The following is a 23,143-nucleotide window of genomic DNA, read 5'->3' as shown; positions in this document are numbered from 1 at the left end:
CCTCCCGCGCCGGGTGGTGGGGTCGAAAGGGGTTCGTCGGCCGTGGGAACGACGCCCTACTGTCGGCCCCGGTCCGTCCACGTCATCCGGTGTGGCCCCGGCTCCTCAGGAGGACTTCCCGTGAGCGGTCTCCCCACCCCGGCCGAGCTCCGACCTTCGCCGCTCCCGCTGCTCGGACGGTCCGCACTGGTCACCGGGGTGAGCAGGCGGGCGGGCATCGGCTACGCGGTAGCCCGCCGGTTGGCCGCGCTGGGCGCGGACCTGTTCCCGCACCACCACCTCCCGCACGACGAACGGCAGCCGTGGGGCGCGGACCCGGGTGGGATGGGCGCCGTCGTCGCCGGGGTGGCCGAGTGCGCCCGCCCCGGTGGTGTGGTCGCGCACGGGGACGTCGACCTCGCCCGCCCGGCCGGTCCGGCGGAGTTGACGCGGGCGGCGGTGGAGCGCCTCGGGCACGTGGACGTGCTGGTGCGCGACCAGGCGTTGAGCGGTTCGGACGGTCCGCTGGACGTGCTGGAGGCCGCCGACTTCGACGCCCACTTCGCGGTTCGGCCGCCAGCACGACGGGCGGATCGTCTTCCTGACCTCGGGGCAGAACGTGGGGGTGATGCGGGACGAGATCGCCTACGCCGCCAGCAAGGGCGCGTTGGCGGCGATCACCCCCAGTCTCGCCGACCACTTCCCGGACCGGGGGATCACGGTGAACGCGGTCAACCCCGGTCCGGTGGACACCGGCTACGCCCCGCCCGCCGCGCACGAGGAGGTGCGGCGGCGGTTTCCCGGCGGGGCGTGGGGTGGCCCTGACGACCCGGCCCGGTTGATCAGCTGGTTGGTCGGCGACGACGGCCGGTGGGTCACCGACCAGGTGATCAACTCGGAGGGCGGGTTCCGCCGGGGCTGATCAGGACAGCCCCTCGGCGATCTCCCCGACCCGGCGCATCCCCTCCCGCATGATCTCGCTCATACCGGGCTGGACCCACGCGTCGCGTTCCTCCACGGACTGGAACACCGACACCTGGCGGTGCAGGGTGCGGCCACCGAGGTCCTCGAAGGTGAAGACGCCGAGTTGCACACCCCCGGGCAGGCCCTCCATCTCGAGGGTCTGCACCATCCGGTTCGGCGCGTCCACGTCGTGGCACACGCCGTGGAAGACGTAGGGGGTGCCGGCCGGGTCGCGGCTGACGTAGCGCCACAGCCCACCCGGCCGCAGCTCCATCCGTTCCACGGTGGTCTCGAAGTTGCCGGCACCCCACCAGCGCGGGATGAGTTCCGGGTCGGTGATCGCGCGGAACACCGCCGCCGGTGGGGCGTCGAAGGTGACGGTGGTGGTGATGTCCTGGCGGTCCGGGGCGATGGTGATCTCGGCGGGGGCCATCGGCGCTGTCCTTTCCTCGGTGGTCGCGCGTCGTGGTCGGGGCGGGTCGCCCGGCGGTCATTCTGCGTGTCGGCACCGACGCGCCGCGTGTTCGGCACCGACACCATCAGGTGGTCTCCGGTCGGGCGATCGCCCCGGGCGCGCCGGTCGGCTCGGCGGAGCGCGGCCCGGACCGGTGCTCGGTGGTCGCGCGTCACGGCGCGGCTCGGGAGTGGACGATGGTGGCCGACCAGGCCATCCGGTGTTCCAGTGGCCGACCAGGCCGACCAGGCCGTCCGGTGTTCCGGTGGCCGCCGGTCGCCCGCCCACGGGTGGGCCGCCCCGGGGCCGGTCACCGGGGTGAACCCCGCGCGAGCGCGGCACCGGGTGCGGCCCCGCTCCTGGCCGACTACCAACAGGACGCCGCCGTGACCTGCGCAAACACCGTTCCGGTGCTAGCGTGTTCGGTCACGGGACTCCCCCGGGCCGACCGGAACCGCGTCGCGGCCGAGGCCACCAGGCAAGGGAGGCGGAGCACATGCGAGCGGCCGTGCTCACCGGGCAGGGCGCGCCACCGCGTGTCGCGGAGGTGGACGCCCCCTCGATCGGTGCCCCGGACGAGGTGCTGGTCCGCGTCCTCACCAGTTCGCTGAACCGCGCTGACCTCGACGTGGTGGCGGCGTGTGACGGGCGCCCTCGGCCGTTGGGTCTGGACTTCGCCGGCCTGGTCGTGGAGGCGGGGTCGGCGGTGGCGGACCTGGCGCCGGGTGACGGCGTGGTGGGTTTCCTCCCGCCGGGAGCCCCCGACGGGCCGGGGGCGTTCGCGGAGTACCTGGTGGCCCCGGCCCACCGCCTGGCGCGTCGACCGGTGACGCTGGACTTCGTCCAGTCCGGGGTGCTGCCCCTGGCGGGCACGGCCGCGCTGCTCGCCGTCGACGTGGTCGTCCCGCCGCGCCGGAGTCGACTGGTGGCCCCGACACGGGGTCCCGTGCTGGTGGTGGGGGGTTCGGGCGGGGTGGGGACCTTCGCTGTCCAACTGGCCAACGCCCGGGGGGCGGCGGTGGTGAGCACCGGCCAGCCCCAGGACCGCACCCTGTTGCACCTGCTCGGGGCGGTCGAGGTGCTCGACTACTCGGCGGACTGGCCGTCCGAGGTCCGGGAACGGTACCCCGAGGGGGTGGACGGGCTGGTGGACCTGGTCAGCGACGCCGACCGGTTCGCGACGCTCGCCGAGCTGGTGCGGTCGGGTGGCCGGGTCGCCAGCACCCGGGGCGGGGCGGACGTGTCCGCGCTCGCCGAGCGGGACGTCACGGCGGTGAACGTCGTCGCCCGTTCCGACCGGGAACTCCTGGGCCGGCTGGGCGACTGCGTGGACGCCGGGACGCTGCAACCGGTGATCGACCGGGTGATCAGCCTGTCCGACCTGCCTTCGGAGTTGGGCGCGGCACCACGGCCGCACGGTTGCGGCAAGGTCGCGGTGACCATCGGGGACTGAACGGTCTCCGGCCGCGCCCGAACGGCGGGAGCGCGGCCCGCCGCTACCGGGTGCCAGGCGGCGTGGGTGGCAGCGGGGTCCGGCGGCCCTGACGGTGGGACGCCGCCGGTCCGGCGGTGGGCTCCCCCGCGACGGCGGGCGGACTGGGACGACGACGCTGGTCGTCCCGGTGCGGCGGGGAGGCCCCGTCAGCCGCCCGCCGCCTCGGGCGGGCCTCCGTGGCCCGGGGAGCCGGGACGCGAGCGGGGATCCCGGCCGGGGGTCGAGCCCCTCCGGACCGGGCGGGGAGGACACCAGCGAGGACGGCGCGCCGGGGTGGCGGTCAGCCCGGTCCGACCCGGAAGTAGGGCAGGTCCACGTGCCCGGTCGTGGTGGACTCGGCCGGGGCGAGGGCGAACACGCCGAGGCGGGCGCCGACCCAGCGGCCGGGGCGGGCGGTGAACTCCTCCCCCACCTCCCGCCAGCCCTCGTCACCGGGGTTCGCGTGGAACTGGCACCGGGCCTCCGGCCGCGCGGTCACGGCCAGTCCGACCCGGGTGGTCCCCGCCGGCAGCGGGCTCCGCAGCAGGTCGCGTTCGTGGTCGTCGCCGCCCAGGTGCAGGCGGAGCACGAGATGGGTGCCGTCCTCGGTGTGGTCGAGTCCGATCCAGGCGTACCGCTCGCCGAGCACGGCCAGCCCGGTGCGTTCGCCGACGGCCCGGGGCCGGAACTCCACCTCGGTGCTCGCGGTGAAGGCCAGGGCGGGGAAGCGCTGGGAGAGGACCGCCGCGGCGGTGCCGAGGTGGTCCGGGTTCTCCGTGGGCTGGCTGGGCAACCGCAGCCAGCCGGGGCGGGCGGTCAGCGAGTACCAGTCCTGGCGGGGGTTGGCCGGCCACGCCCACTGCGGACCCAGGCAGGGGCCGGTGAACTCGTCGGTGGTCTGGGGTGCCCGCCGTGGCTGGGTCGGCAGGTGGGGTCGGGGGTGGGCGGGCACGGGTTCGCCTCGCTCGGCACCGGGGTCGGCGGCGCCGATGACGGGCCAGTCGTCGGCGGTCCACCGGAGTGGCTGGAGGTGCGTGATCCGCCCGTAGGCGCCCCTGTCCTGGAAGTGGAGGAACCAGTGCTGGCCGCCGGGTGTGTCCACCCAGGCGCCCTGGTGCGGGCCGTTGACCTCGCTGCCGCCCTGGGACAGCACGACGCGGTGTTCGTAGGGGCCGGTGAGGTGGCGGGAGCGGAACACCGACTGCCAGCCCTCGGCGACCCCGCCGGCCGGCGCGAACACGTAGTAGTGGTCGCCACGCCGGTAGAGCTTGGGGCCTTCCAGGGTGTGGCAGCCGGGCACCTGGTCGCCGTCGATGAGCAGCAGGCCGCCGGGTGGGGTGGCGGTGGTCGCCGGCAGGGCGCCGGTCGTCGGGTCCGGTTCGTCGAGGAGCCGGGAGCCGTCCGGGGCCATCGCGCGCAGGGTCAGCCGGTTGCGGATGCCGGAGCGGCTGCGGGCCCAGCCGTGCACCACGTAGGCGGTGCCGTCCTCGTCCCAGAACGGGCAGGCGTCGATGAGGCCGCTGCCGGTGACAAGCAGGTGCGGCCTGGTCCACGGCCCGGCGGGGTCGGCGGCGCTGGCCAGGAAGATCCCCACGTCCGGGTCACCCCAGCAGACCCAGAACCGGCCTCCGTGGTGTCGCAGCGACGGTGCCCACACGCCCTGGCCGGGCCGGGGTTCCCGGTACCTCTCGACGGGTGGGAGTTCGGGCAGGACGTGACCGAGGATCGTCCAGTTGACCAGGTCGCGGGAGTGCAGCACGGGCAGGCCGGGCACCTGGTTGAAGGTGGAGGAGACGAGGTAGTAGTCGTCGCCGACGCGGATGGCGTCGGGGTCGGAGAAGTCGGCGCACAGCACGGGGTTCCGGTAACGCCCGTCGCCGAGGTCGGCGATCCAGGCGTCTCCCTCCGCCACGTCCACCACCGCTGGCCACCGCCCCTTCTCCGTCCCGGATCTCCTGGGTCACCGCCCCCGGTGGCTGGTCGGGCCGCCTCCGGCGTGGGTGGCCGTGCCGCCTCGATCGGGAAAACGGTTGCCGGGGAGTGTGCCACGGCCATCCCCTCCCGTGGCGCCGGTGGCTGGTAGCGGCCGTCCCGCCGGGAACGACCCCGCCGCCGCTCCACACAGCTCCGGCGGCCCACCCACCTCCGCCCCCTGGGCGCACCCAGCTGACTCCGGCCGGGTGCCAACGCGAGGACGAACGGGCGACCCGGGCCACACAGTGACCGTTGACACCGGGACAACGGCACCATACGGTGCGGTAAGCGCTTTCCTTTCCTCGACGTGGAGGACGCCATGCCCGCTCACCGCCCCAGACGCGTGGCCTGGGTCGCGCTCGGCTCCGCCGTCGCGCTGACGGCGGCCGGCTGCGGCGGCTCGGCCGCCGACGACGGGTCGGTGACCCTGCTGTTCACCTGGTGGGGTGATGACTCGCGGGCCCGGGCCACCCAGGAGGTGGTCGACCTCTTCGAGGAGCGCAACCCCGGTATCACGGTGAACACCTCGTTCACCTCCGGCGGCAACTACTTCGAGAAGCTCTCCACCGAGGTGGCCGGCGGCAACCCGCCCGACGTCTTCCAGCTCGACTACTCCAACCTCCGCGAGTTCGCCGACCGAGGCGTCGTGCTCGACCTGGCCGACCACGGCGACGACGTCGACCTGGACGGCGTCGCCGAGGCCATGCGGGATGCCGGGAGCATCGACGACGGCGTGTACGGGCTGCCGATGGGCCAGAACACCCACGCGCTGATCTACGACCCGCGACTGTGGGAGGAGGCCGGCGTCCCCACGCCCGAGTACGGCTGGACCTGGGACGACTTCTTCGACTCCGCGCGCGCCATCACCGAGTCCACCGACGGCGAGGTCTACGGGTCGACCGACTTCGGCTGGTCCTGGGAGACCTTCCAGGCCTGGTTGCGGCAGCGGGACCGGGACCTCTACGCCGAGGACGGCTCGCTGGCCTTCGACGAGTCCGACGTCCGCGAGTACCTGACCCTGCTCGACAACTTCCGCGCGGGCCAGGCCACCACCCCGGCCTCCCTGAACGGCATGATCGACGGCGCCGTGGAGAACACTCCCTTCGCCAAGGGCCGCTCAGCGACCGACCTGGCCTGGGACAGCGTCCTCGCCGGTTACGACACGGCGATGGGCCGCCCGCTGGCGATGGCCCCCCTGCCCAGCGACACCGACCGGTTCGGCCAGTACGCCAAACCGTCGATGCTGATCTCCGCCGCTCGGGCCTCCGACCACCCGAGGGAGGCCGCGATGCTCATCGACTTCGTCATCAACGACGTCGACGCCGGCCGGATCCTCGGCACCACCCGGGGACTGCCCCCCAACCAGGAGGTCCGGGAGGCGCTGGCCGACGACCTCGAAGGACTCGACCGGCAGGTCTACGACTACGAGACCGGCCTGGAGGAACACCTGGAGGGCACTCCGCCCGCGCCCCCGGAGGGCAACGGCACCCTCAAGCGGGAGTGGCAGCGGCACAACGACGCGGTGTCCTTCGGGAACAAGACCATCGAGGAGGCGGCCGCCGACTTCATGCGCATCGCCGAGCAGGAGGTCGGTGCCTGACCCTGCCACCGCGACACCGCCACAGACCACGGGTCGGTGGCGCCGGCCCCCGAACCGGCGCCACCGACCCGGATCCACGTCCTGACCCTGGAGTGCCGAGATGACCGCAGCCGAGCCGGACCCCACACCCGAGGCCACCCTCCGGGTGGCGGGGACACCCGTGGCCGACCACGTGACCGACGTGGGCTGGTGGGAACCGACGCTGGCGCCCCGGCCACACCTGCACCCGGTGCGCACCCTCGCCGGCGTCGAGGTCACCGAGGCGCGGCCGGTGGACCACCCCTGGCACCTGGGCGTGTTCGTCGCCGTCCAGGACGTCGAGGACTGCAACTTCTGGGGCGGCCGCACCTTCGTGCGGGGACAGGGCCCGACGTGGCGCCCCGACCACGGCTCGGTGCGGCACGAGCGGTGGACCCACCGCGACGCGGACGCGCTCGCCTCGGAGCAGTCGTGGATCTCGGTGGCGGGGGAGACGGTGATCAGCGAGACCCGCGCCACCCGGTCCCTGGTGGGGCCGCCGACGACGGGCGGCTGGGTGCTGGACTACGCGTTCACCCTGCGCAACGTGACAGGTCGGTACCTCGACCTGGGCAGCCCGGCCACCAACGGCAAGGTCGGCGGCGGCTACGGCGGGTTCTTCTGGCGGGCCCCGCTCTCCTCGGCCACCCCCCGGGTGTTCACCGCCACCGCCGAGGGCGAGGAGGCCGTGCACACCACCCGCTCCGGGTGGCTGGCGTTCCTCGGGCACCACCCGAACGCGGAGGACCTGGTCCGGGGGGACGGCCCCACCGGGGACTACACCCTCCTGTTCGTCCCGGCCGACGAGCGGACGGCCGAGGACCCGTGGTTCGTGCGGGTCGCCGACTACCCGGGCGTCGGTTCCTCCCTCGCCCCCGAGCACCCGCTCCGCCTGCCCGCCGGCGACAGCCTGCGCCGCCGGTTCCGGGTGCTGGTGCTCGACGGCCACCTGGAACGCGGTGCCTGCGCGGACGCGGCGCGGTCGGTGGCCGAGCTCCCCTGATCCGGTGCGCCCGGCCGGGCCGGGTGTTCTGCTACCGTGGTCGCCGTGCAGCACGCCGTGATGACGACGACGCCGGAGACCGTCTCGGCGTGCTGAGCTGATCCCTTGTTCGAAGCCCCGGGGCGAGTGCCCCGGGGCTTCGTGCTGCGGTCACTCGCCTCCCGTAAGCGAGGAGACCTGATGCACGACCACCGCCGGCTCGGCCGCGAGCTGGAGCTGTTCGACACCGACCCCCTCATCGGCGCCGGCCTGCCGTACTGGCGTCCCGCCGGGGCGGCGATCCGCCACACCCTGGAGGAGTACGTCCGCGCGGTCGAACGCGAGGCCGGCTACCAGCACGTGTACTCGCCGGTGCTGGGCAAGCGGGAGCTCTACGAGATGTCCGGGCACTGGGCGCACTACGCCGACAGCATGTTCCCGCCGATGGACCTCGGCGGGGAGCAGGTGGTGCTGCGCCCCAGCCTGTGCCCGCACCACGCCGTCATCTACCGGTCGAGGTCCCACAGCCACCGGGAGCTGCCGGTGCGGATCGCCGAAGTGGGCGGCATGTTCCGGTCGGAGCTCTCCGGGGTGTTGGGCGGCCTCACCCGGGTTCGCGGAATCCAGCTCAACGACGCCCACGTCTTCTGCGCCCCGGACCAGGTGGCGGCCGAGGTGCGCGGGGCGTTGGAGCTGATCGGCCGCGCCTACCGGGACCTCGGGTTGCGGGCGGCCCGCTACCGGCTGTCCCTGCCGCCGGAGGGCGCGGCCGTGGTGGGCGACCCCGAGGACTGGCGGCGCGCCTCGACCCTGCTTGCCGGGGTGTTGGAGGAGTTGGGTGTCCCCCACGACGCGGAGGAGGGCGAGGCGGCGTTCTACGGTCCGAAGATCGACGTGCAGGTCGTCGACGGGGCCGAGCGGGAGGCCACCCTCTCCACCGTGCAGGTCGACTTCCACCAGCCGAGCCGGTTCGACCTGCGCTACGTGGGCGCCGACGGGCGCCGGCACCGCCCGGTCATGGTGCACCGCAGCATCATCGGCAGCGTGGAACGGGCGGTGGCGTGCCTGGTGGAGCAGCACGGCGGGGCGTTCCCGGCGTGGCTGGCCCCGGTGCAGGTCGCGGTGCTGCCGGTGTCCGACCAGGAGGTCGGGGCGGCGGCGGGCCTCGTGGAGCGGTGCGCGGGGCGGGGCCTGCGGGCCGAGCTGGTGGGGCCGGACCGGGGCAGCCTCGGCGCCCGGGTCCGCCGGTCCAGGCTGGTGCCCTACCAGGCGGTGATCGGTCCTCGGGAGGCGGCGGAGGACCGGGTGGCGCTGCGGCTGCGGGACGGGCGTCGGCTGGACCCGCTCGCCTCGGGTGAGGCGGTGGACCGCGTCGCGGCCGTGGTCGACGCGCGGTCCGGGGTGCTGTGGCCGGACCCGGTCGCCGCGTGACCCCTCCTCGGCTGGACGGCCGGGCGGCTGGGGCTTCCCGAGGCGCCGGCGTCCCGGGAAGCCCTGGTGGTCACGCCCCGGCCGGGGTGCCCTCGTCCTCGTCCTCGTCGAACTCGAAGCGGAAGTAGACGGACAACCAGAACGGCTCCGGCTCGTCGTGCGACCAGTTCCAGGAGACGTCGATGAGGAACACGTCGTGCTCGCTCACCCATCTCCGCGCCTTCTCGAACACCTCGGCGGCGGTCGCCCCGGAGAACAGGCGACGGGCGATGGGGTGGACCTGGCCGTCCTCGTCGTCGGAGTCGTCGAAGCTGGCGGGGACGTCCAGCCGGTAGTCGTCATCCATTCCCGCATGCTGCCAGAGGACCCCACAGCACGGGCCTCGGCGGCGGCCGGCCCGCCGCTCACCCGGGCCGGGGGCGGAGGCGCCGAACTCGGGGGGCGCGCACGGAAGGACCGAGGGCCGTCCGGCCCGCCGGGGCGCCCGCCGTCCGGACAGGACGCGGCCGTGCCCGGCGCCGCGCTGGGTGAGCTGGCGGGCGGACCGGGCGCCGAGGCCCGCGCTCGCCCCGGTGACGGGGACGAGGCGCCCCGACGGTCCAGCGTCATGCGGCCCCCTCCTGGTGACGTCTTCGCCAGCGTCCGGACGAACTCCGGCGGAAGGAGCGGGGTGGATCGGAAGTGGACCGGGGATCCGCGCCGGCCGGCGACGCGTGCTTCCCGTGAACGGGGGCGCGCGGGGGAAGCTCGGACCGCCCCGGTCCGGATCCGCGGCGGACCGGTGTGCCTCAGGGTGGAGGACCCGGTTCCTCCTCGGTCGTGATCGCGGCACTCGTCCCGTCGACGGCCTCCGCCCTCGCCGGGCGGACGTCCGCCCAGTGGGTGCGGACGCACGGCGTCCGGCTCCCCACGCCGGCACCCGGTGTTCCTGACCCGTCGACCGCCCCGCCCGACGCGGCCGCCCGGAAGCTCGTGCCCTCTCCTGGCCGCGTCCGCCCTCCGGTGCGCGGTCGGCGGAACTCACGCCGACCTCCAGGGTCAGGGCGCGTCCTGGTCCGGCGGCTGACCGCCCCCGAGGGCGCGCAGCACCGCGGCCTGCTCGGCGGTGGTGCCCGCCGCCCTCGCCCGCCGGGCCTCCTCGACGGTGAACCCGGCGACGACCCAGGAGGGCACCTCCGCGCGCGGCACCCCGGCATCCCACCACCGGGCGAGGAGGGCGGCCGGGTCCTCGCCCCGCTCGCCGAGGTCGGCGGCCTCAGCGGGGGTGAACCCCATGACCCGATAAAGGGCGGCGTGGGTCGGACTGGTTCCGCTGCCGGCCCACGGCACCGCCTCCTCACCGGACCACCCGGTGTCCAGGTAGGCGCGGGCGGTGAAGGCGGGCACTCCCGCGCCCAGCAGCATCCGCAGGGTGGCGTGCTGGCCGTCGTCGAGTTCGGACGAACCCGCCGGCCCGGGGGCCATCAACCGCCACCACCACCGCCGGGGCCGCGGGTTCTCCCCGGCCAGGTGCCGTTCGGCGGCCTCGGCGTGGCCGTAGCCGAGTTCGTGCCAGCGCACGGCGTCGCGGGGTGTCATGCCGGCGCGCAGCAGCGGGCGCACCGTGTAGGGGGTGAGCCCCGCCGTGCGCCAGGCGAGGGCCTGCTCGGCGGTGTAGACGCCGCTGGTCCGCCACCGCTCGGCCGAGTCCAGCAGGAAGCCGTGGTCGATCCACTGCCGGGCCTCGGCGACGGTCACGCCCCGCCCGGTCCACTCGTGCAGGTCCTCCGGGACCGGGTCGCCGTCGTGCCCGGGGGCGGCCTGGCGGCGCGCCTCGTCCGAGGGGGCGGGCTCGTGCGCGCCCTCGCGGGTTCCGTCGCGGCGTTCGCCGTGGTCGTCGGGTTCGTCGGCGGCGGCGATGCTCATGCCTCGGCTCCTCGGGGTGCGGTGGCGGGGAGGGGGATCGGGTGCGCCCAGGCGGGCGGGGTCGGGGCGTCGGCGGGCGGCGGGTGGGCGGCCACGAGACCGACGACGACCGGCACCGGCGGCCGGCGCTCGGGCCATGGCGTGTGCCCGTCGGTGAGGACGAGGACCAGGTCGGGGCGGGGTCGCAGGGCGAGCGCGGCGGCGATCCCGGCGCGCAGGTCGGTTCCCCCGCCGCCGGTCAGCTCGATGTCCGCCGCCTCGCGGACTTCCTGGACCGGGTGGGCCCGGTCGTCGCAGCAGATCGCGCGCAGCCGCCTCTCGGGTCCGGCCGCGCGGGCGAGGACACCCGTGATCTCGGAGAGGAACCCGGCGAGCACCGGGGCGGCGACGCTGCCCGAGGTGTCGATGACCAACGCGATCCCGGGTGCGGGGGCGACCATCGTCGGCAGGAGGACCCCGCCGGGGCCGGGGCGGCGGGACGGTCGGCGGTAGGAGAAGTCCACGCGGCCGGTGGTCCGCCGGACACCCCGGCGGAGAACGGCCCCGAGTCGGGTGCGCCAGTCCACGACCGGACGTCGCCGGTCCTCGGCCCACCGCCGCCAGCCGCCGGGCACCGCGGTCCGGGCCGCCGCCCGCCGTTCGATGTCGCGGGCGAGGGCGAGTTCGAGGACGTGGCGTTCGGTGTCGTCGATCCCCTCCCCCGCGCCGGTCTCCTCGTACCGGCCGTCCAGGCCCCGCACGGCGGGTCCGCAGTCGACGAGGTCCACGAGACGCCGTCCGCCACGGCGGTGAGCGGTGTCGAGGACCTCGATCAGGGACACGTACTCCTCGGCCAGCCGCCCCTCGGGCAGCCCGAGCGCCCGGGGCGAGACCACGCCCTCCGGGGTGGTCAGGCCGGCCGATTCCAGGTCGTCGTTGACCTCGGCGTCCGCCGCCTGGTTCCACCGGTGCGCGGCCTCCTCGTCGGCCCCGCCGGTTCCTCCGGTCCGCCGTCCCGCCCCCTGGTTCGGGCCGCGCGCCGCGTGGCGGCGGACGAGGTGTCCGATGTGGTGGAGCAACCACCACCCGGTCTCCTCGACGGGGGTGGTCAGCAGGGTTCCCGGATCGAGGTGGACCCGCCACCGGGTGTCGGTGGGCAATGCGCGGAACTCCGGGTCCGGCACCGGCTCGCCGGTGTGCTCGTCCGAGCGGGCTTCGAGGACCACGGGCCGCAGGGCGAACACGGCGCTGGCCAGGTAGGGGGCCTGGGCGGCTGCCCACAGCCGCGCCTCGGCGAAGCGGCGCAGGACCTCGGGCTCCCGGTCGGGGTGGGGGGTCCGCCCGGTCGCGGTCGTCACGGGAGGAGTCCCGCCGCCCGCAGGATCGGGGCGAGTTCGAGCACCGTGGTCGGTGGGGTGGCGCCCGTGGGGCGGTGCGCGGCCAGTGTTCGGGCGGAGGTGGCGGCGACGTCCGGGGTGGACCGGGCGACCCGGCCGATGACCGCCCAGGCCCGTTCCCACGAGTCGACAGTCCCGTCGGCGAGGACGTGGGCGACGAGCGCGGACAGCAGGGCGTGCCGGCGGTCGGCCCGCTCGGGCAGCGGCGCGTCCGGGTTGGCCAGCAGGGTTTCGGGGGCGGGCAGGTCGAGGGTGCGCAGCCAGGTCAGGGCCTCGTAGCCGGCTCCCTCGCCGACCGCCCCCACGAGGAGCGCGGCGATCACCGGCTCGTCGCTGGCGTTCGCCTCGCCGGCGGCCAGGGCGGTGGCGGCCATCGCCCAGCTCCGGGGGCTGGGCCAGCCGCGCCCGGCCCGCTCCGGGGAGTCCGGGACGTCGAGCAGCAGTTCCGGCCGGACCCGCAGGAACTCCCCGATCCTGGCCTTCGCGGCGGCCACCTGGGCGGGGGTGGGGGCCGTGGGTGGTGGGGACCCGTCGTCCGCCGCGAAACCCCGGGTGAAGCCCTCGGCGATGTCGGCCGCGCTGACCTCCCAGGTCAGGTGCACGAGGCGGTTCGCGAGCGGAGCGGTGAGCTCCCAGCCGTCGGCGGCCAGGCCGGGCGGGTTCGCGGCGGCGACGATCCGGACGGTGGTGGGGAGCGTGAGGTCCCCGACTGTGCGTTCCAGGACCACGCGCAGCATGGCGGCCTGCACGGCGGGCGAGGCGGTGGTGAGTTCGTCCAGGAACAGCAGCCCGGTCCCCGCGGTGGCGAGTCGTTCGGCCCACCGGGGCGGCGCGAACCAGGTGCCGTCGGCGCGGACCACGGGCAGGCCGGCGAAGTCGCTGGGTTCGCGGATCGAACCGACGACGGCCTCCACGGGCAGGCCGAGCCGCTCGCCGAGGGCGAGGACCGTGGAGGTCTTGCCGGTGCCGGGGTCACCCCACAACAGCACGGGCAGGTTGGCGGCGACGGCCACCGCCAGCGCCTCCCGCACGGTCTGGTTGCTGGTCATCGGTGGTTCTCCTCTGTTTCCGGGCAGCGCGAAGTCCGCGCGGTCGCGCGCTCGACGGGCTGGGGATGAGGTCCTGGTCCCCGCAGGCGCCCGGTCGTCCTCGGGCATGCCGGGAGCAGGCCGGCGCCTGTCCTGGTTCGGCGCTCCCGTGGGTCAGCGACCTCGGCGCGCCGCGCGGGCTGTCACGAGGCCGCTGACCCACAGCGCCGGGATCTCCGAACTCCTCGCGTCCGGAGCGGCATCCCTCCCCTGCCGTCAACCATAGTTGACTTCCACGGGCGATGTCAACCGAGGTTGACTCATGGATGTGCCCCTGATCTAACCGGGCAGGAACCGGACCGGGCAGGAACGAGGGGCCGCGACGCGACGCCGTCCCCTCCACACGGCGCGGAGGGGACGGCGCCAGAGGCACCGGCGGAGCACCCGAGGCGACCCCGGGCACTCCGCCGGTCGGGAACTCACCCGGGATCAGCCGAGGGCGGCCTCGATCAGATCGGCGGCCCGGCTGGTGCCACCCTCCAGGAGCGCGTCCTCCCGCAACCGCGCCGAACGACGCGCCACCTCCGGATCAGCGACGAGTTCTGACAGCGTGTCCCGCAGGACCTCCGCGGTGGCGTCGGCGGTGTCGACGCGACGCGCCACCCCCAACCCCACCAGCCGGTCCGCGTTCATGAACTGGTCCACGGCCTGCGGGACAGCGATCATCGGAACCCCCGCCGACAGGCCCTCGGCGCTGCTGCCCATCCCGGCGTGCGTGACGAAGGCGTCAGCCTGTTCGAGGATCGACAACTGCGGCACCCAGGAACGCACCTCGACGTTCCCCGGGATCGCACCGAGCTCGGCCGGGTCCACGTACTTCCCGATCTGGAGCACGACATGCCACCCGGGCAGGTTCCCGTAGGCGGCCAGGCACTGCCGGTAGAACTCCGGCTGGCGCGTGTAGGCCGAACCCAGCGAGACCAGCAGGACCTTCTCCGCCCCCTCCGGGCGGACCCAGGTGTCCCGGTCCGCCCGAGGGCCGGCACACGAACCGACGAAGGTCACCGTCGTGGTGTCGACCCGGTCCGCGTTGGGTTGCATCGCACGCGGGATCAGGGCCAGCGCCGTCGACGGCCGACCCGCGAAGGCGTCCATGTCGGTCGTGGTGGCCCCGGTGTCGGCGAGCCACCGACCGAACCGCTCCCGGTAGGCGTCGGCACCGGGCAACCCCCACAGCGGAGCGGCGACCTCCTCGTCATAGCCGTCCCAGGACACGAACGCCGGGGACAGCTGCACCAGCGGACGCCCCTGCGTCTCGGCGATGACCCGCGCCGCGTAGGCGCCGATGTCGTACAGGTAGACGTCCGCCGGGTCGGCGTCGTAGAAGGCGCGCAACGCCGGCAGGGCCTGGATGCCCTCGTCGAGGAACAGCCCCATCGCGGCGATGGGGTCCTCCGGCCAGTCGTTGTCGGCCACGGGCAGCACCGAACGGTAGGGAACGAGTTCCGCACCGGTCGGGGTGATGAGGTGGGAGACCGCCGGGTCGTTGGCGTAGGTGACCCGGTGGCCCCGCGCGACGAGCTCCCGGATGATCTCCAGGCTCGGCAGGACGTGGCTGACAGCGGGAACGCTGACCATCGCGATGTGGGCACGGCGACGTGACATGAGGAATCGACTCATTTCCGGTCTACGAGGAATGGCATGACGAATCCGTGCGCGAACCAGGCCCACGGCGGCAGCCTGCGGGCGGGCGCACGGAGAGCAGGGGCGTTGCCCCTGGCGACGTCACTCGTAGATCGGGAGGAATGCCATGCCCGCGACCCTACCCCGACGTCTCCCGCCGACGCACCCGAATAACGGGGAGACCGGCCGGAGGCGATCCCCGAGCACTCACCCGACACCGTCAGGCGGGACCACGTCTCCGACGGGCAGCGCCCGCCGGGAGTGGCGCGGCCCGGGACGACTGGTCGCCACCGCGCGGCACGCGGGCCCATTCCCCACCTCGGAGGTGCTCGTCGACGGCCTCACCGGAGCCCGGGGACCCGTCACAACACCCGTCACACCACCCGTCACACCGGGACGGGTCCACCTGTCCCACCGTGACGGCTCCTGGACACCGCCGTCACACCGAATTCCCTGGTCAGGGGACATGAAGATGGCGCTGTGACGGGTGGGACGCCTTCCCGGGCGGTGTCTCTCCCCATGCCCTCAGGGCCCCCTCGCGAAGCCCAGACACACCCGCGCCCCGCCACCCGTCACACCGTCACACCCCCACGCACCGATGGCGGAGGGCTCTCGCCATACGAACCGGGGCGTCAGGCCTGGGCCGGGGAACCGGCCCGTGGCTGGCCGGTCGGAGCGGCGGAGGCGGCACCCGACGGCTCCTCCGCCAGCCGGGAGAGGAAGAAGGTCCGCACGTCGGCGGCGAGCAGTTCGGGCACCTCCACCGCGGCGAAGTGGCCGCCCCGCTCGAACTCCGACCAGTGCCTGATGTCGTACAGCCGCTCGGCGAGGGGGCGCACCGGGAGCGTGATGTCGTGCGCGAACACCGCCACTCCCACCGGCACCGGACACCGCTCGGCGCGCCGAGGAGCCTCACGGTGCAGTCGCGCGGCGGAGGCGGCGGTGGCGGTCAACCAGTACAGGGAGACGTTGGTGAGCATCCGGTCGTCGCTGATCCGCGAGTCCGGGTCCGTCCAGTGGGCGAAGCGCTCGGCGATCCACGCCAACTGCCCGACGGGTGAGTCGGTCAGCGCGTAGCCGATGGTCTGCGGGGTGAGGGCCTGGAGCGCCTGGTACGGCGGGCGGTTCGCCATCAACTGACGAATCCGGTCCAGCCGGACCTCGTCCGCCGGGGACAGCTCGACGTCCGCGTCCGGGACGGGTGGCGTGGGCAGGTAGTTGACGTGCACGCCGACGACCCGGTCGGGTGCGACGGCACCGAGCGCCGTGGAAATGCCCGAGCCGAAGTCGCCGCCCTGCGCGCCGTAGCGCTCATACCCGAGCCGACGCATCAGTTCGGCCCAGGCCCGCGCGATCCTGGGGATGTCCCAGCCGCGCTCGCGGGTGGGACCGGAGAATCCGTAGCCCGGGATGGAGGGGATCACCAGGTGGAAGTCACCGGACAGCGGTCCGATGACGTCGAGGAACTCCAGGAACGAGCCAGGCCAGCCGTGGGTGAGGATCAGCGCGAGGGCGTCCGGCTTCGAGGATCGGACGTGGACGAAGTGGATGCGCTGGCCGTCGATCTCGGTGGTGAAGTGCGGTAGCTCGTTGAGGGCGGCCTCGTGCGCCCTCCAGTCGTAGCCCGTCCGCCAGTACTCGACCAGATCCCGGAGCCGGGTCAGCGGGAAGCCGTAGTCCCAGCCGGCGTCAGCGATCTCGTTGGGCCAGCGGGTGCGGGCGAGCCGGTCGGTCAGGTCGTCGAGGTCGGCATGGGGGACGTCGATGCGGAACGGCGTGATCATGTTCTCCACTCCGGTGAGGTTCGTTCGCCACCCAGGGATCGGGCCGTGCCCCAGCCCAGCCGGTCGGCTCACGGCCGGAGTGACGGTCGCGGGGAGAGCGGGCGGAGAACCGTTGGCTGGGTCGCGTGGTGCTTGAGCACGTCCGCTGCGCCCGCCCGGGGATGCTTCCCGCTCCACCCATCCGCCCGGACGGGCTGGAACAGGACCTCCCTCGGACGGTGGCACCCTGGACGGCGAAACCCTAGAACCTCAAGCGAGGTGGAGATCAAGAGCCGACGTGTCAACTCCGTCGCCAGATGTGGGCGGCGATGTCACCCGGCCTGGGACACAAGCCGTGCGGGTACCCGGGAGTCCAACGCCCCGGCGATCACGTTCAGCTGGCGAAGGGGCCATCTCCCGCGTCACGGCCTGTTCGGTATGGCGGGCGCACGGGGACACCCGCAGGCGCTCGGGCTACTCCACTAACCGACATCGCTCTTGACGACGATCTTCTCGGGTTTGCTCGTGTCGTCCCCGCCTGGTGGAGCTGTGGCGAAAGCCCGGAGACGGATGGTCACTCCGTCGGAGAAGCGCACGGCGAAGCCGGTAGTCGAGGGAACCTGGTACTCCTCGACGCTGGCTATGCCGGGGTGAGCCGCGAACTGTTCGCGGAGCAACTCGCGAAAACGATCGAGTCTCACAGCGCCTCCCGGGGGACCTCGGGCGAGTCAGCAGCCATACGCGGAATTCCCGGCCCGGACACGTCGTCAACGTAGAGATAGGCGGCCGCGCCGCTCGCGAAGTCGACCCTGAACCGCGTTCGGTGCTGCGGACGGTCCTCTCCGTAGCAGTGCACGTTGGTGACCTCGGGGTGGTCGGTCGTGATCAGGCCCGCCAACAGCTGATCGAACGCCCGCAACTTCACGTGGCATCCTTCCTTCCAGGGCAGCTCGGCCTCAGCTGCTCCTGAGGACCAAAGGCGTACCCAGCCATCGGCAGACCCGGGCGGGCTCCCTACCGCAGCTCCCCGGGCGCCTCCGGGTAGCCAATCGACTACCGATGGTAGCGAACGCGGTCTCGCGGCGACTGGTGCGTCCCAGTGCGCACAACCCGGATGCGCGGGGACGACATCATCGGCCTGGCCTCCGCCGGCCCGGCTGCGGGAACAGCCCCACGTGCGCGGGGACGACGTGATGGTGGCCACGCCCCACCAGGCCGGCTGGGGAACAGCCCCGCGTGCGCGGGGACGACCTCCGACTTCTGGGAGTCCTCGAACTCCCGGTACGGAACAGCCCCGCGTGCGCGGGGACGACTTCCCTGGTATGTCGACCAGCTTGGCCGGGCGCGGAACAGCCCCGCGTGCGCGGGGACGACCGCCACACCCTCCGTGTTCCGCAACAGCTGGGCGGAACAGCCCCGCGTGCGCGGGGACGACGGCCTGATCTGCCGTTCGCAGGGCGCCGGCGACGGAACAGCCCCGCGTGCGCGGGGACGACGAAGTGTCTCAGGTCATCATTGCGACCCGCGGCGGAACAGCCCCGCGTGCGCGGGGACGACGAAGTGTCTCAGGTCATCATTGCGACCCGCGGCGGAACAGCCCCGCGTGCGCGGGGACGACAATCATCGGCCCCTCGAACTCGGGCAAGACGGTCGGAACAGCCCCGCGTGCGCGGGGACGACCAGCATCATCTGCGCCTGGTAGACGTCACGCTGGGAACAGCCCCGCGTGCGCGGGGACGACATTGACGCGCGCAGCTGGATCGCCCGGCCCTCGGGAACAGCCCCGCGTGCGCGGGGACGACCCCCGTATCCGATCGCAGGCAGGCCGTCAATTGGGAACAGCCCCGCGTGCGCGGGGACGACGCGGACACCCGAAGGGCGGGGTTCCGGCAGACGGGAACAGCCCCGCGTGCGCGGGGACGACCTGGCTGGGCGTCGTTACCGCAGGTCGGACGCGGGAACAGCCCCGCGTGCGCGGGGACGACCCTAGGGGGGGCGGGTGGAAGGCCCGTTGCAACGGAACAGCCCCGCGTGCGCGGGGACGACCAGCGTCCGCAGCGCCAGCGCCCACCCCTCGTCGGAACAGCCCCGCGTGCGCGGGGACGACGATCGCCGGGTGACAACCCAGCCGATCGCAATGGGAACAGCCCCGCGTGCGCGGGGACGACTCAGCAAGGAGGGGCGGGAGTCGCCCCGGAAAAGGAACAGCCCCGCGTGCGCGGGGACGACGACGGCGACGTGTTCTTCGTGCGCGGCACCGCGGGAACAGCCCCGCGTGCGCGGGGACGACGAGACTGATGATCACGATCGACCACATCGCCGAGGGAACAGCCCCGCGTGCGCGGGGACGACCAGTTGGTGTACATGATCGGCGCAACGATGGACGGAACAGCCCCGCGTGCGCGGGGACGACGGTGAGGGTTCCTGCGATGGTGACGGACGCGGCGGAACAGCCCCGCGTGCGCGGGGACGACACTTCCTGACCTGCGGCGTTACGAGCGACAGGGCCGGTTTTCATTCACTTCTTCCAGCCTCCGCTCCACGCCGCTCCGTCTCCTCCTCAGTATGAGCCTCCCGCCGAGTCGCATGGGCACCGGGATCGTCCAGCCAGTAAGCAGTCGGCAGAGCCGACTTGTCCTGCTAGCGAACCTACCCCTGCGCCCACGGCCCCGGGTCCCGACCGACCCATGCCCCAGCAACCGCGAGGCGCGCGTCCCTCGGGCGCGACCTCAGGCAACAGCTCGCAGGGGGCGAATTCAGGACATTTTCTGCCCTGAATTGCCCGTGACCGCGATCTGACGGGCGGCGAAGCGGAGCTACCAGCTCAGGTCGCACAGCGACCTGAGGCTAGGGCGTCGACGACACACCAGACAGCTCAGCAAGGAAGGCCTCGACGGCCGGCAACAGGTCCAGCGCCACCATCCGACCGGCAGGCGTCATTCGCAGCACCCGATTCCCCGGCTCGCCCGACCAGACCACATACCCCACGGCGACCAGGTCGGCAGTCTTCTCACTGAGGTCGGCCAGCCCCACCCCAGTGGCCTCCGTCAACTCGACAATCCTGAAAGGCCGACGCTCCACCAGTTCCAGCACCGCGAGCTCCGCCCATGTCAGCCCGAACCGATTGCGAACCCGGAACAGCAGGGAATGCCGGGGCGTGCCGCGTACTTTCCGCAGCCCGACGGTCACTGGGAACGCGGAACAACGGCTCATCGGGCACCCACCCGGCCTTCGAGCCGAGACGCGGCAGTGCGCAGAGCCCGGGCCATCGTCGTCGCGGCCTCGGGTTCCAGCAGCAGGGCCACCGGGTGGGCGGTGTCCAGGGTGTCCAGGGCGATCAGTCCGGTCGGCCGTCGAGCGGGGTGGGTCAGGGTGGCACCGGGGGTGACGGTGAGCTGGGAGACGAGGTCCTCGTTCGCGCACAGCGTGGTGACGGTGCCCGAACGTGGGGTGGTGAGCAGTGACGCGAGCAGCCGGGCATGGGAGGACGCGAGTCCAACGGTGCTCTGCACCAAGGTGAGGGCTACCAGGTTCGCGGGATCAACCGAGACGATGCAGGAAGCGGTTTGACTGTGTGCGTTGCGGACGATGTGAGCGGTGACGAGCACCCGCCACTCGGCGTGGTTCACGGGGTAGGAACAGGCACGATGAACACTCATGATGATTCTCCGAATACGGGCTGACGCAGCAACGAACGGTGGAATTCCGGGTGATCGCCAGGTACGCCGAGGCTGTGCGCAGCGAGGCTGTGCTCGGCGAGCAGGAGGCGATGAGCGACGCCGGGGGGCGGCTGCGGGACTGGGCGAGGAAGGGCGCGCGTCAGCGCGGCGGGTGGCCCAGCGGCCGGAGTAAGCCTCGGCCCGCGTCGAGGAGTTCGGCTAGCTGGAACGTTGCGAGCTGGTCGAAGTGGGTGATCCAGCTTGCGACTCCAGGATGGGTGGAACGCAGCTGCCAATCGGTACCGACTGGACGGGGACGGACCAGGAGGGAGCACTTCGACGCGGCAGGGTGCGCCACCGCCAGAACTACCGGAGCTGGGCTCCCGTTCAGACATCGGACCAGCTCCCGCACTTGATCAGGCGTGAGCCCGACGGTGCCCGCATGGGTGGAGCCCAGCCGGATGATCAGGAGTGCGCGGCCGGATGCGAGTTCGAGCTGACAGGTGGACGGGGCGTCCCGTTCGATGTCCCAGCCACGAACGCGGTGGTACCAGCGGAACCGCTCTGGGCCAGGGGACAGGTCGACAGTCACTAGGTCCTCACCGTTGTGGGTGAGTGGCACTGGACGGGGGGATGCGGGTGAGCATGCGTGTTTTCGCCCTTCTCATCTGGTTCAACTTGTTTGCGAAAAGCTGGGAGCTCAACGGAGCCCTCTGAATCGGTATGACCAACCGCCTCATGCCCTTCGGACAGCACGGCATGAACCAGAGCTACGTGCGATGAGGGAAAGGCCGAGGGCAGGAGAAGCACGGCCTGCGGTTTGAGCCGTGGGTAGCTGACGCACTGCCCCTCATTGAGCGCAGCCAAAACGTGTTCGGCCTCGTTGATTCGCTCCTACGCGACCGGCCGACGCACCTCCTCCTCCGCGCGGTCGCGGCTCAGCTGCAGGGGCCGTGCTCACCTCAGCTGCGCCTTCCGTACAGCAGAGCTTCCCGCAACGAGCTTTACTAAATTCCATGTGCTTGAATAAACTCTCCTGGTGGGACTCGCACAAGTCCCCAACTGGGTGGAAGAACTAGGTGCACTGCGGAGTTCTAAGGTCGAGGTATGGCGAGCAAGGCACAGGCCCGCGCACTCGGGGCGGAGCTCCGTGAGTGCCGTAAGCAGGCACGCGTGACCATGGCGGAGGTCGCGCGGCTGATCGGATGCAGTACCGCGACCATGTCGCTCACCGAGACGGGCAAGCGCCTGCCTCCAGTCGAGGACGTCGCGGCGATTCTCGCCGTCCTCAGCGTTACTGGGGCAAAGCGCGAACGCCTGGTCCGGATGGCCCGGGAAGCTGCCGTCGAGCCGCGTTGGCTTGGCGTCGGCATTCCAGGACTCGCGCCGCAAGTGACGGGCATGGCGGAGCTGGAACGCACATCCGTTCGGATCACGGCAGTCGCGCCAAACCTGGTGCCGGGACTTCTCCAGACAGCGAACTACGCTAGAGCCGTCTTCGCCGGCTCAGACGTCAACCCATCAGAGATTGAAGCTCGAACGACCTTCCGTATGGGACGGCAACGCGCACTCGACGAGGTCACATATGTAGCACTCGTCGACGAGTCAGTTCTCCGCCGCCCGGTCGGCGGAGCACGTGTCATCCGTGACCAGCTGGAACACCTGGTGGAAATGGCCGGACGACCCAACATCACCATCCAGGTCCTGCCCATGTCGCTTGGATGGCACGACGCCCTGGAAGGCCCGTTCGTCATCCTGGAAGGCGAGAAGACAGCACCAGTGGTTCACCTGGAGCACAAACGAAGCGGGCTGTTCCTTGACGAGGATGACGCGGACGAGGTGCAGACGTACATGAGGTCAGCGGCTAACCTCCAGCAAAGGGCGCTCACCGCTCGACAGTCTGTGGAGCTGATCGCCGCAGTGCATGACGACTGGAGTACCAATGCAGGCGCAGCAGCAACCGAGGTGGCGAACGTCTAGTCACAGTGGCTCTCAGTCTGACTGCGTCGAGGTCGCCTGTGAGCCTGACGTGGTCTCGATCCGGGACACCAAGAACAGGGACGGGGGAACTTTGGTGGTCGACCGGGCTGCCTTCGGCGCGTTCGTCAAGGCGGTCAAGACCGAGCGCCTCTGATGCCTATGCCTTGGGAGCTAGGCAACCGGGCGGGTAGGTCTGGTAGAGACCTGGGGACGCGTGGAAGGGCGAATGCAAACCTGCGGGTAGTGCTATGAATGCGCTGGTTAGGAAGGGGTCCTCCCCGCGCACGCGGGGCTGTTCCCGGTTCGGGAAGACGGGCACCGCGTGTGCAACGTCCTCCCCGCGCACGCGGGGCTGTTCCCTCTGAGCCACCTGTTGGCATCGACGTTCGTGGACGATCCGCTGACCACTGAGACGTTCATCGCGGCCGAAGACGCTGGCCTCCTCGCTCGATCCGGCGGACACAGCGGACATGATCAAGTCATACCTACGTCACCACCAGGAGAGATAGATCCATGCAGGTTGATGGCGAGTTTGGACGCTGGCGCAAGGCAAGCCGCAGCGGCCCCCAGGTCGAGTGCGTGGAAGTTGGCAGCAACGCGGATCACGTCGCGATCAGGGACACCAAGAACAGGGGTGGAGGAACCTTGGTAGTCGACCATCCGACCTTCGGCGCTTTCCTCACTGCTGTCAAGGACAAGCGCTTCTGATGCGTAGCGGGCCAACCGGACCCACACGCGGCATGGGGAGGGCAGGTCGGGGCGAGAGCTGGGGGTGGTGCAGGCAAAGTGACAGAGAACGTGCGGGTAGGAGTGTAAACGCGCTGGTCAGGAAGTGTCGTCCCCGCGCACGCGGGGCTGTTCCATGGCGCTGGCC

At 72.4% G+C, this 23,143-nt stretch carries 21 protein-coding genes and 1 CRISPR repeat array; of the genes, 8 read left to right on the top strand and 13 right to left on the bottom strand.

Annotated elements, in window-relative coordinates; all coding sequences use genetic code 11:
• Positions 1-105: 105 nt before the first annotated feature.
• The gene (locus tag ACOJVX_RS09800; RefSeq protein ID WP_422647445.1) at positions 106-540 is read right to left on the bottom strand and encodes a hypothetical protein; all 435 of its coding nucleotides are present in this window, start codon (positions 538-540) and stop codon (positions 106-108) included.
• A 67-nt stretch (positions 541-607) separates the two neighbouring features.
• Between ACOJVX_RS09800 and ACOJVX_RS09795 the strand changes: the two genes are divergently transcribed.
• Positions 608-901 carry an SDR family oxidoreductase gene (locus ACOJVX_RS09795; RefSeq protein WP_418153192.1) on the top strand — a complete coding sequence of 98 codons (294 nt, stop codon included), beginning with the start codon at positions 608-610 and terminating at the stop codon, positions 899-901.
• On the opposite strand, the gene ACOJVX_RS09790 is transcribed toward ACOJVX_RS09795, so the two are convergent.
• Positions 902-1,375, bottom strand: coding sequence for an SRPBCC family protein (locus ACOJVX_RS09790; protein WP_026420518.1), 474 nt, complete (start codon positions 1,373-1,375; stop codon positions 902-904).
• 517 nt (positions 1,376-1,892) lie between these two features.
• On the opposite strand from ACOJVX_RS09790, the gene ACOJVX_RS09785 reads away from it, so the two are divergent.
• A complete protein-coding gene (locus ACOJVX_RS09785) occupies positions 1,893-2,849 on the top strand; it encodes a zinc-binding dehydrogenase (protein WP_422647444.1) in 957 nt (318 codons plus the stop codon).
• A gap of 322 nt (positions 2,850-3,171) precedes the next feature.
• Here the strand turns inward: ACOJVX_RS09785 and ACOJVX_RS09780 are convergent, their stop codons facing one another.
• Positions 3,172-4,782 carry a glycoside hydrolase 43 family protein gene (locus tag ACOJVX_RS09780; RefSeq protein WP_422647443.1) on the bottom strand — a complete coding sequence of 537 codons (1,611 nt, stop codon included), beginning with the start codon at positions 4,780-4,782 and terminating at the stop codon, positions 3,172-3,174.
• Between the two features lie 381 nt (positions 4,783-5,163).
• Here ACOJVX_RS09780 and ACOJVX_RS09775 point away from each other — a divergent pair, with 381 nt between their 5' ends.
• The 3 genes from ACOJVX_RS09775 to thrS all read left to right on the top strand — a co-directional run bounded on the left by ACOJVX_RS09775 (position 5,164) and on the right by thrS (position 8,875).
• Complete coding sequence (locus ACOJVX_RS09775) at positions 5,164-6,444, top strand: ABC transporter substrate-binding protein (RefSeq protein ID WP_418153188.1); 1,281 nt, start codon at positions 5,164-5,166, stop codon at positions 6,442-6,444.
• Between the two features lie 100 nt (positions 6,445-6,544).
• Entirely contained in the window at positions 6,545-7,465 is a 921-nt protein-coding gene (locus tag ACOJVX_RS09770; protein ID WP_418153187.1) for a PmoA family protein, read from the top strand.
• A 144-nt stretch (positions 7,466-7,609) separates the two neighbouring features.
• Positions 7,610-8,875: a threonine--tRNA ligase gene (gene thrS, locus ACOJVX_RS09765; RefSeq protein ID WP_103056928.1), complete on the top strand. Its 1,266-nt coding sequence runs from the start codon at positions 7,610-7,612 to the stop codon at positions 8,873-8,875.
• 70 nt (positions 8,876-8,945) lie between these two features.
• Here thrS and ACOJVX_RS09760 read toward each other — a convergent pair whose 3' ends face one another.
• From ACOJVX_RS09760 to ACOJVX_RS09715, 10 genes are all read right to left on the bottom strand, one after another.
• Positions 8,946-9,221: a hypothetical protein gene (locus tag ACOJVX_RS09760; RefSeq protein ID WP_026420521.1), complete on the bottom strand. Its 276-nt coding sequence runs from the start codon at positions 9,219-9,221 to the stop codon at positions 8,946-8,948.
• 692 nt (positions 9,222-9,913) lie between these two features.
• Positions 9,914-10,780: a hypothetical protein gene (locus ACOJVX_RS09755; RefSeq protein WP_026420522.1), complete on the bottom strand. Its 867-nt coding sequence runs from the start codon at positions 10,778-10,780 to the stop codon at positions 9,914-9,916.
• Entirely contained in the window at positions 10,777-12,117 is a 1,341-nt protein-coding gene (locus ACOJVX_RS09750; protein WP_418153186.1) for a vWA domain-containing protein, read from the bottom strand. The genes ACOJVX_RS09755 and ACOJVX_RS09750 overlap by 4 nt, the downstream gene beginning before the upstream one ends.
• Positions 12,114-13,205 (bottom strand): ATP-binding protein, encoded by a 1,092-nt coding sequence (locus ACOJVX_RS09745; protein ID WP_422647442.1) that lies wholly within the window; start codon positions 13,203-13,205, stop codon positions 12,114-12,116. The genes ACOJVX_RS09750 and ACOJVX_RS09745 overlap by 4 nt, the downstream gene beginning before the upstream one ends.
• Positions 13,206-13,673: 468 nt before the next feature.
• Positions 13,674-14,849, bottom strand: coding sequence for a macrolide family glycosyltransferase (locus ACOJVX_RS09740; protein WP_418153184.1), 1,176 nt, complete (start codon positions 14,847-14,849; stop codon positions 13,674-13,676).
• Positions 14,850-15,499: 650 nt separating this feature from the next.
• Positions 15,500-16,651 (bottom strand): epoxide hydrolase family protein, encoded by a 1,152-nt coding sequence (locus ACOJVX_RS09735; RefSeq protein ID WP_422647574.1) that lies wholly within the window; start codon positions 16,649-16,651, stop codon positions 15,500-15,502.
• A gap of 461 nt (positions 16,652-17,112) precedes the next feature.
• A complete protein-coding gene (locus ACOJVX_RS09730) occupies positions 17,113-17,331 on the bottom strand; it encodes a hypothetical protein (protein ID WP_418156132.1) in 219 nt (72 codons plus the stop codon).
• Positions 17,328-17,555 carry a hypothetical protein gene (locus tag ACOJVX_RS09725; RefSeq protein WP_026420527.1) on the bottom strand — a complete coding sequence of 76 codons (228 nt, stop codon included), beginning with the start codon at positions 17,553-17,555 and terminating at the stop codon, positions 17,328-17,330. The genes ACOJVX_RS09730 and ACOJVX_RS09725 overlap by 4 nt, the downstream gene beginning before the upstream one ends.
• Before the next feature lie 237 nt (positions 17,556-17,792).
• A CRISPR array of direct repeats spans positions 17,793-19,104; the repeat unit is 28 nt; unit sequence GGAACAGCCCCGCGTGCGCGGGGACGAC.
• A gap of 373 nt (positions 19,105-19,477) precedes the next feature.
• Entirely contained in the window at positions 19,478-19,819 is a 342-nt protein-coding gene (locus ACOJVX_RS09720) for a hypothetical protein (RefSeq protein ID WP_418156130.1), read from the bottom strand.
• Positions 19,820-19,839: 20 nt separating this feature from the next.
• Positions 19,840-20,289 (bottom strand): hypothetical protein, encoded by a 450-nt coding sequence (locus ACOJVX_RS09715; protein WP_155886268.1) that lies wholly within the window; start codon positions 20,287-20,289, stop codon positions 19,840-19,842.
• A gap of 1,107 nt (positions 20,290-21,396) precedes the next feature.
• Here ACOJVX_RS09715 and ACOJVX_RS09710 point away from each other — a divergent pair.
• The 3 genes from ACOJVX_RS09710 to ACOJVX_RS09700 all read left to right on the top strand — a co-directional run bounded on the left by ACOJVX_RS09710 (position 21,397) and on the right by ACOJVX_RS09700 (position 22,977).
• Positions 21,397-22,269 (top strand): helix-turn-helix domain-containing protein, encoded by an 873-nt coding sequence (locus ACOJVX_RS09710; RefSeq protein WP_051713117.1) that lies wholly within the window; start codon positions 21,397-21,399, stop codon positions 22,267-22,269.
• Entirely contained in the window at positions 22,214-22,423 is a 210-nt protein-coding gene (locus ACOJVX_RS09705; RefSeq protein ID WP_335334188.1) for a DUF397 domain-containing protein, read from the top strand. Before ACOJVX_RS09710 ends, ACOJVX_RS09705 begins: the two co-directional genes overlap by 56 nt.
• 359 nt (positions 22,424-22,782) lie before the next feature.
• Positions 22,783-22,977 (top strand): DUF397 domain-containing protein, encoded by a 195-nt coding sequence (locus ACOJVX_RS09700; protein WP_026420531.1) that lies wholly within the window; start codon positions 22,783-22,785, stop codon positions 22,975-22,977.
• The last annotated feature ends 166 nt before the right edge of the window (positions 22,978-23,143 follow it).

Source organism: Actinoalloteichus caeruleus, from assembly GCF_049311605.1.
GTDB lineage: Bacteria > Actinomycetota > Actinomycetes > Mycobacteriales > Pseudonocardiaceae > Actinoalloteichus_B > Actinoalloteichus_B caeruleus.
This window is presented reverse-complemented; position numbering and strand designations above follow the sequence as displayed.

What these genes read in the sequence shown, in the direction of transcription:
- ACOJVX_RS09760 (WP_026420521.1), bottom strand. Translation starts at nt 9,221, where the DNA reads ATGGATGACGACTACCGGCTGGACGTCCCCGCCAGCTTCGACGACTCC.
- ACOJVX_RS09745 (WP_422647442.1), bottom strand. Translation starts at nt 13,205, where the DNA reads ATGACCAGCAACCAGACCGTGCGGGAGGCGCTGGCGGTGGCCGTCGCC.
- ACOJVX_RS09705 (WP_335334188.1), top strand. Translation starts at nt 22,214, where the DNA reads ATGACGACTGGAGTACCAATGCAGGCGCAGCAGCAACCGAGGTGGCGA.
- ACOJVX_RS09755 (WP_026420522.1), bottom strand. Translation starts at nt 10,780, where the DNA reads ATGAGCATCGCCGCCGCCGACGAACCCGACGACCACGGCGAACGCCGC.
- ACOJVX_RS09775 (WP_418153188.1), top strand. Translation starts at nt 5,164, where the DNA reads ATGCCCGCTCACCGCCCCAGACGCGTGGCCTGGGTCGCGCTCGGCTCC.
- ACOJVX_RS09785 (WP_422647444.1), top strand. Translation starts at nt 1,893, where the DNA reads ATGCGAGCGGCCGTGCTCACCGGGCAGGGCGCGCCACCGCGTGTCGCG.
- ACOJVX_RS09735 (WP_422647574.1), bottom strand. Translation starts at nt 16,651, where the DNA reads ATGATCACGCCGTTCCGCATCGACGTCCCCCATGCCGACCTCGACGAC.
- ACOJVX_RS09795 (WP_418153192.1), top strand. Translation starts at nt 608, where the DNA reads ATGCGGGACGAGATCGCCTACGCCGCCAGCAAGGGCGCGTTGGCGGCG.
- ACOJVX_RS09700 (WP_026420531.1), top strand. Translation starts at nt 22,783, where the DNA reads ATGCAGGTTGATGGCGAGTTTGGACGCTGGCGCAAGGCAAGCCGCAGC.
- ACOJVX_RS09770 (WP_418153187.1), top strand. Translation starts at nt 6,545, where the DNA reads ATGACCGCAGCCGAGCCGGACCCCACACCCGAGGCCACCCTCCGGGTG.
- ACOJVX_RS09715 (WP_155886268.1), bottom strand. Translation starts at nt 20,289, where the DNA reads ATGAGTGTTCATCGTGCCTGTTCCTACCCCGTGAACCACGCCGAGTGG.
- ACOJVX_RS09790 (WP_026420518.1), bottom strand. Translation starts at nt 1,375, where the DNA reads ATGGCCCCCGCCGAGATCACCATCGCCCCGGACCGCCAGGACATCACC.
- ACOJVX_RS09740 (WP_418153184.1), bottom strand. Translation starts at nt 14,849, where the DNA reads ATGTCACGTCGCCGTGCCCACATCGCGATGGTCAGCGTTCCCGCTGTC.
- ACOJVX_RS09710 (WP_051713117.1), top strand. Translation starts at nt 21,397, where the DNA reads ATGGCGAGCAAGGCACAGGCCCGCGCACTCGGGGCGGAGCTCCGTGAG.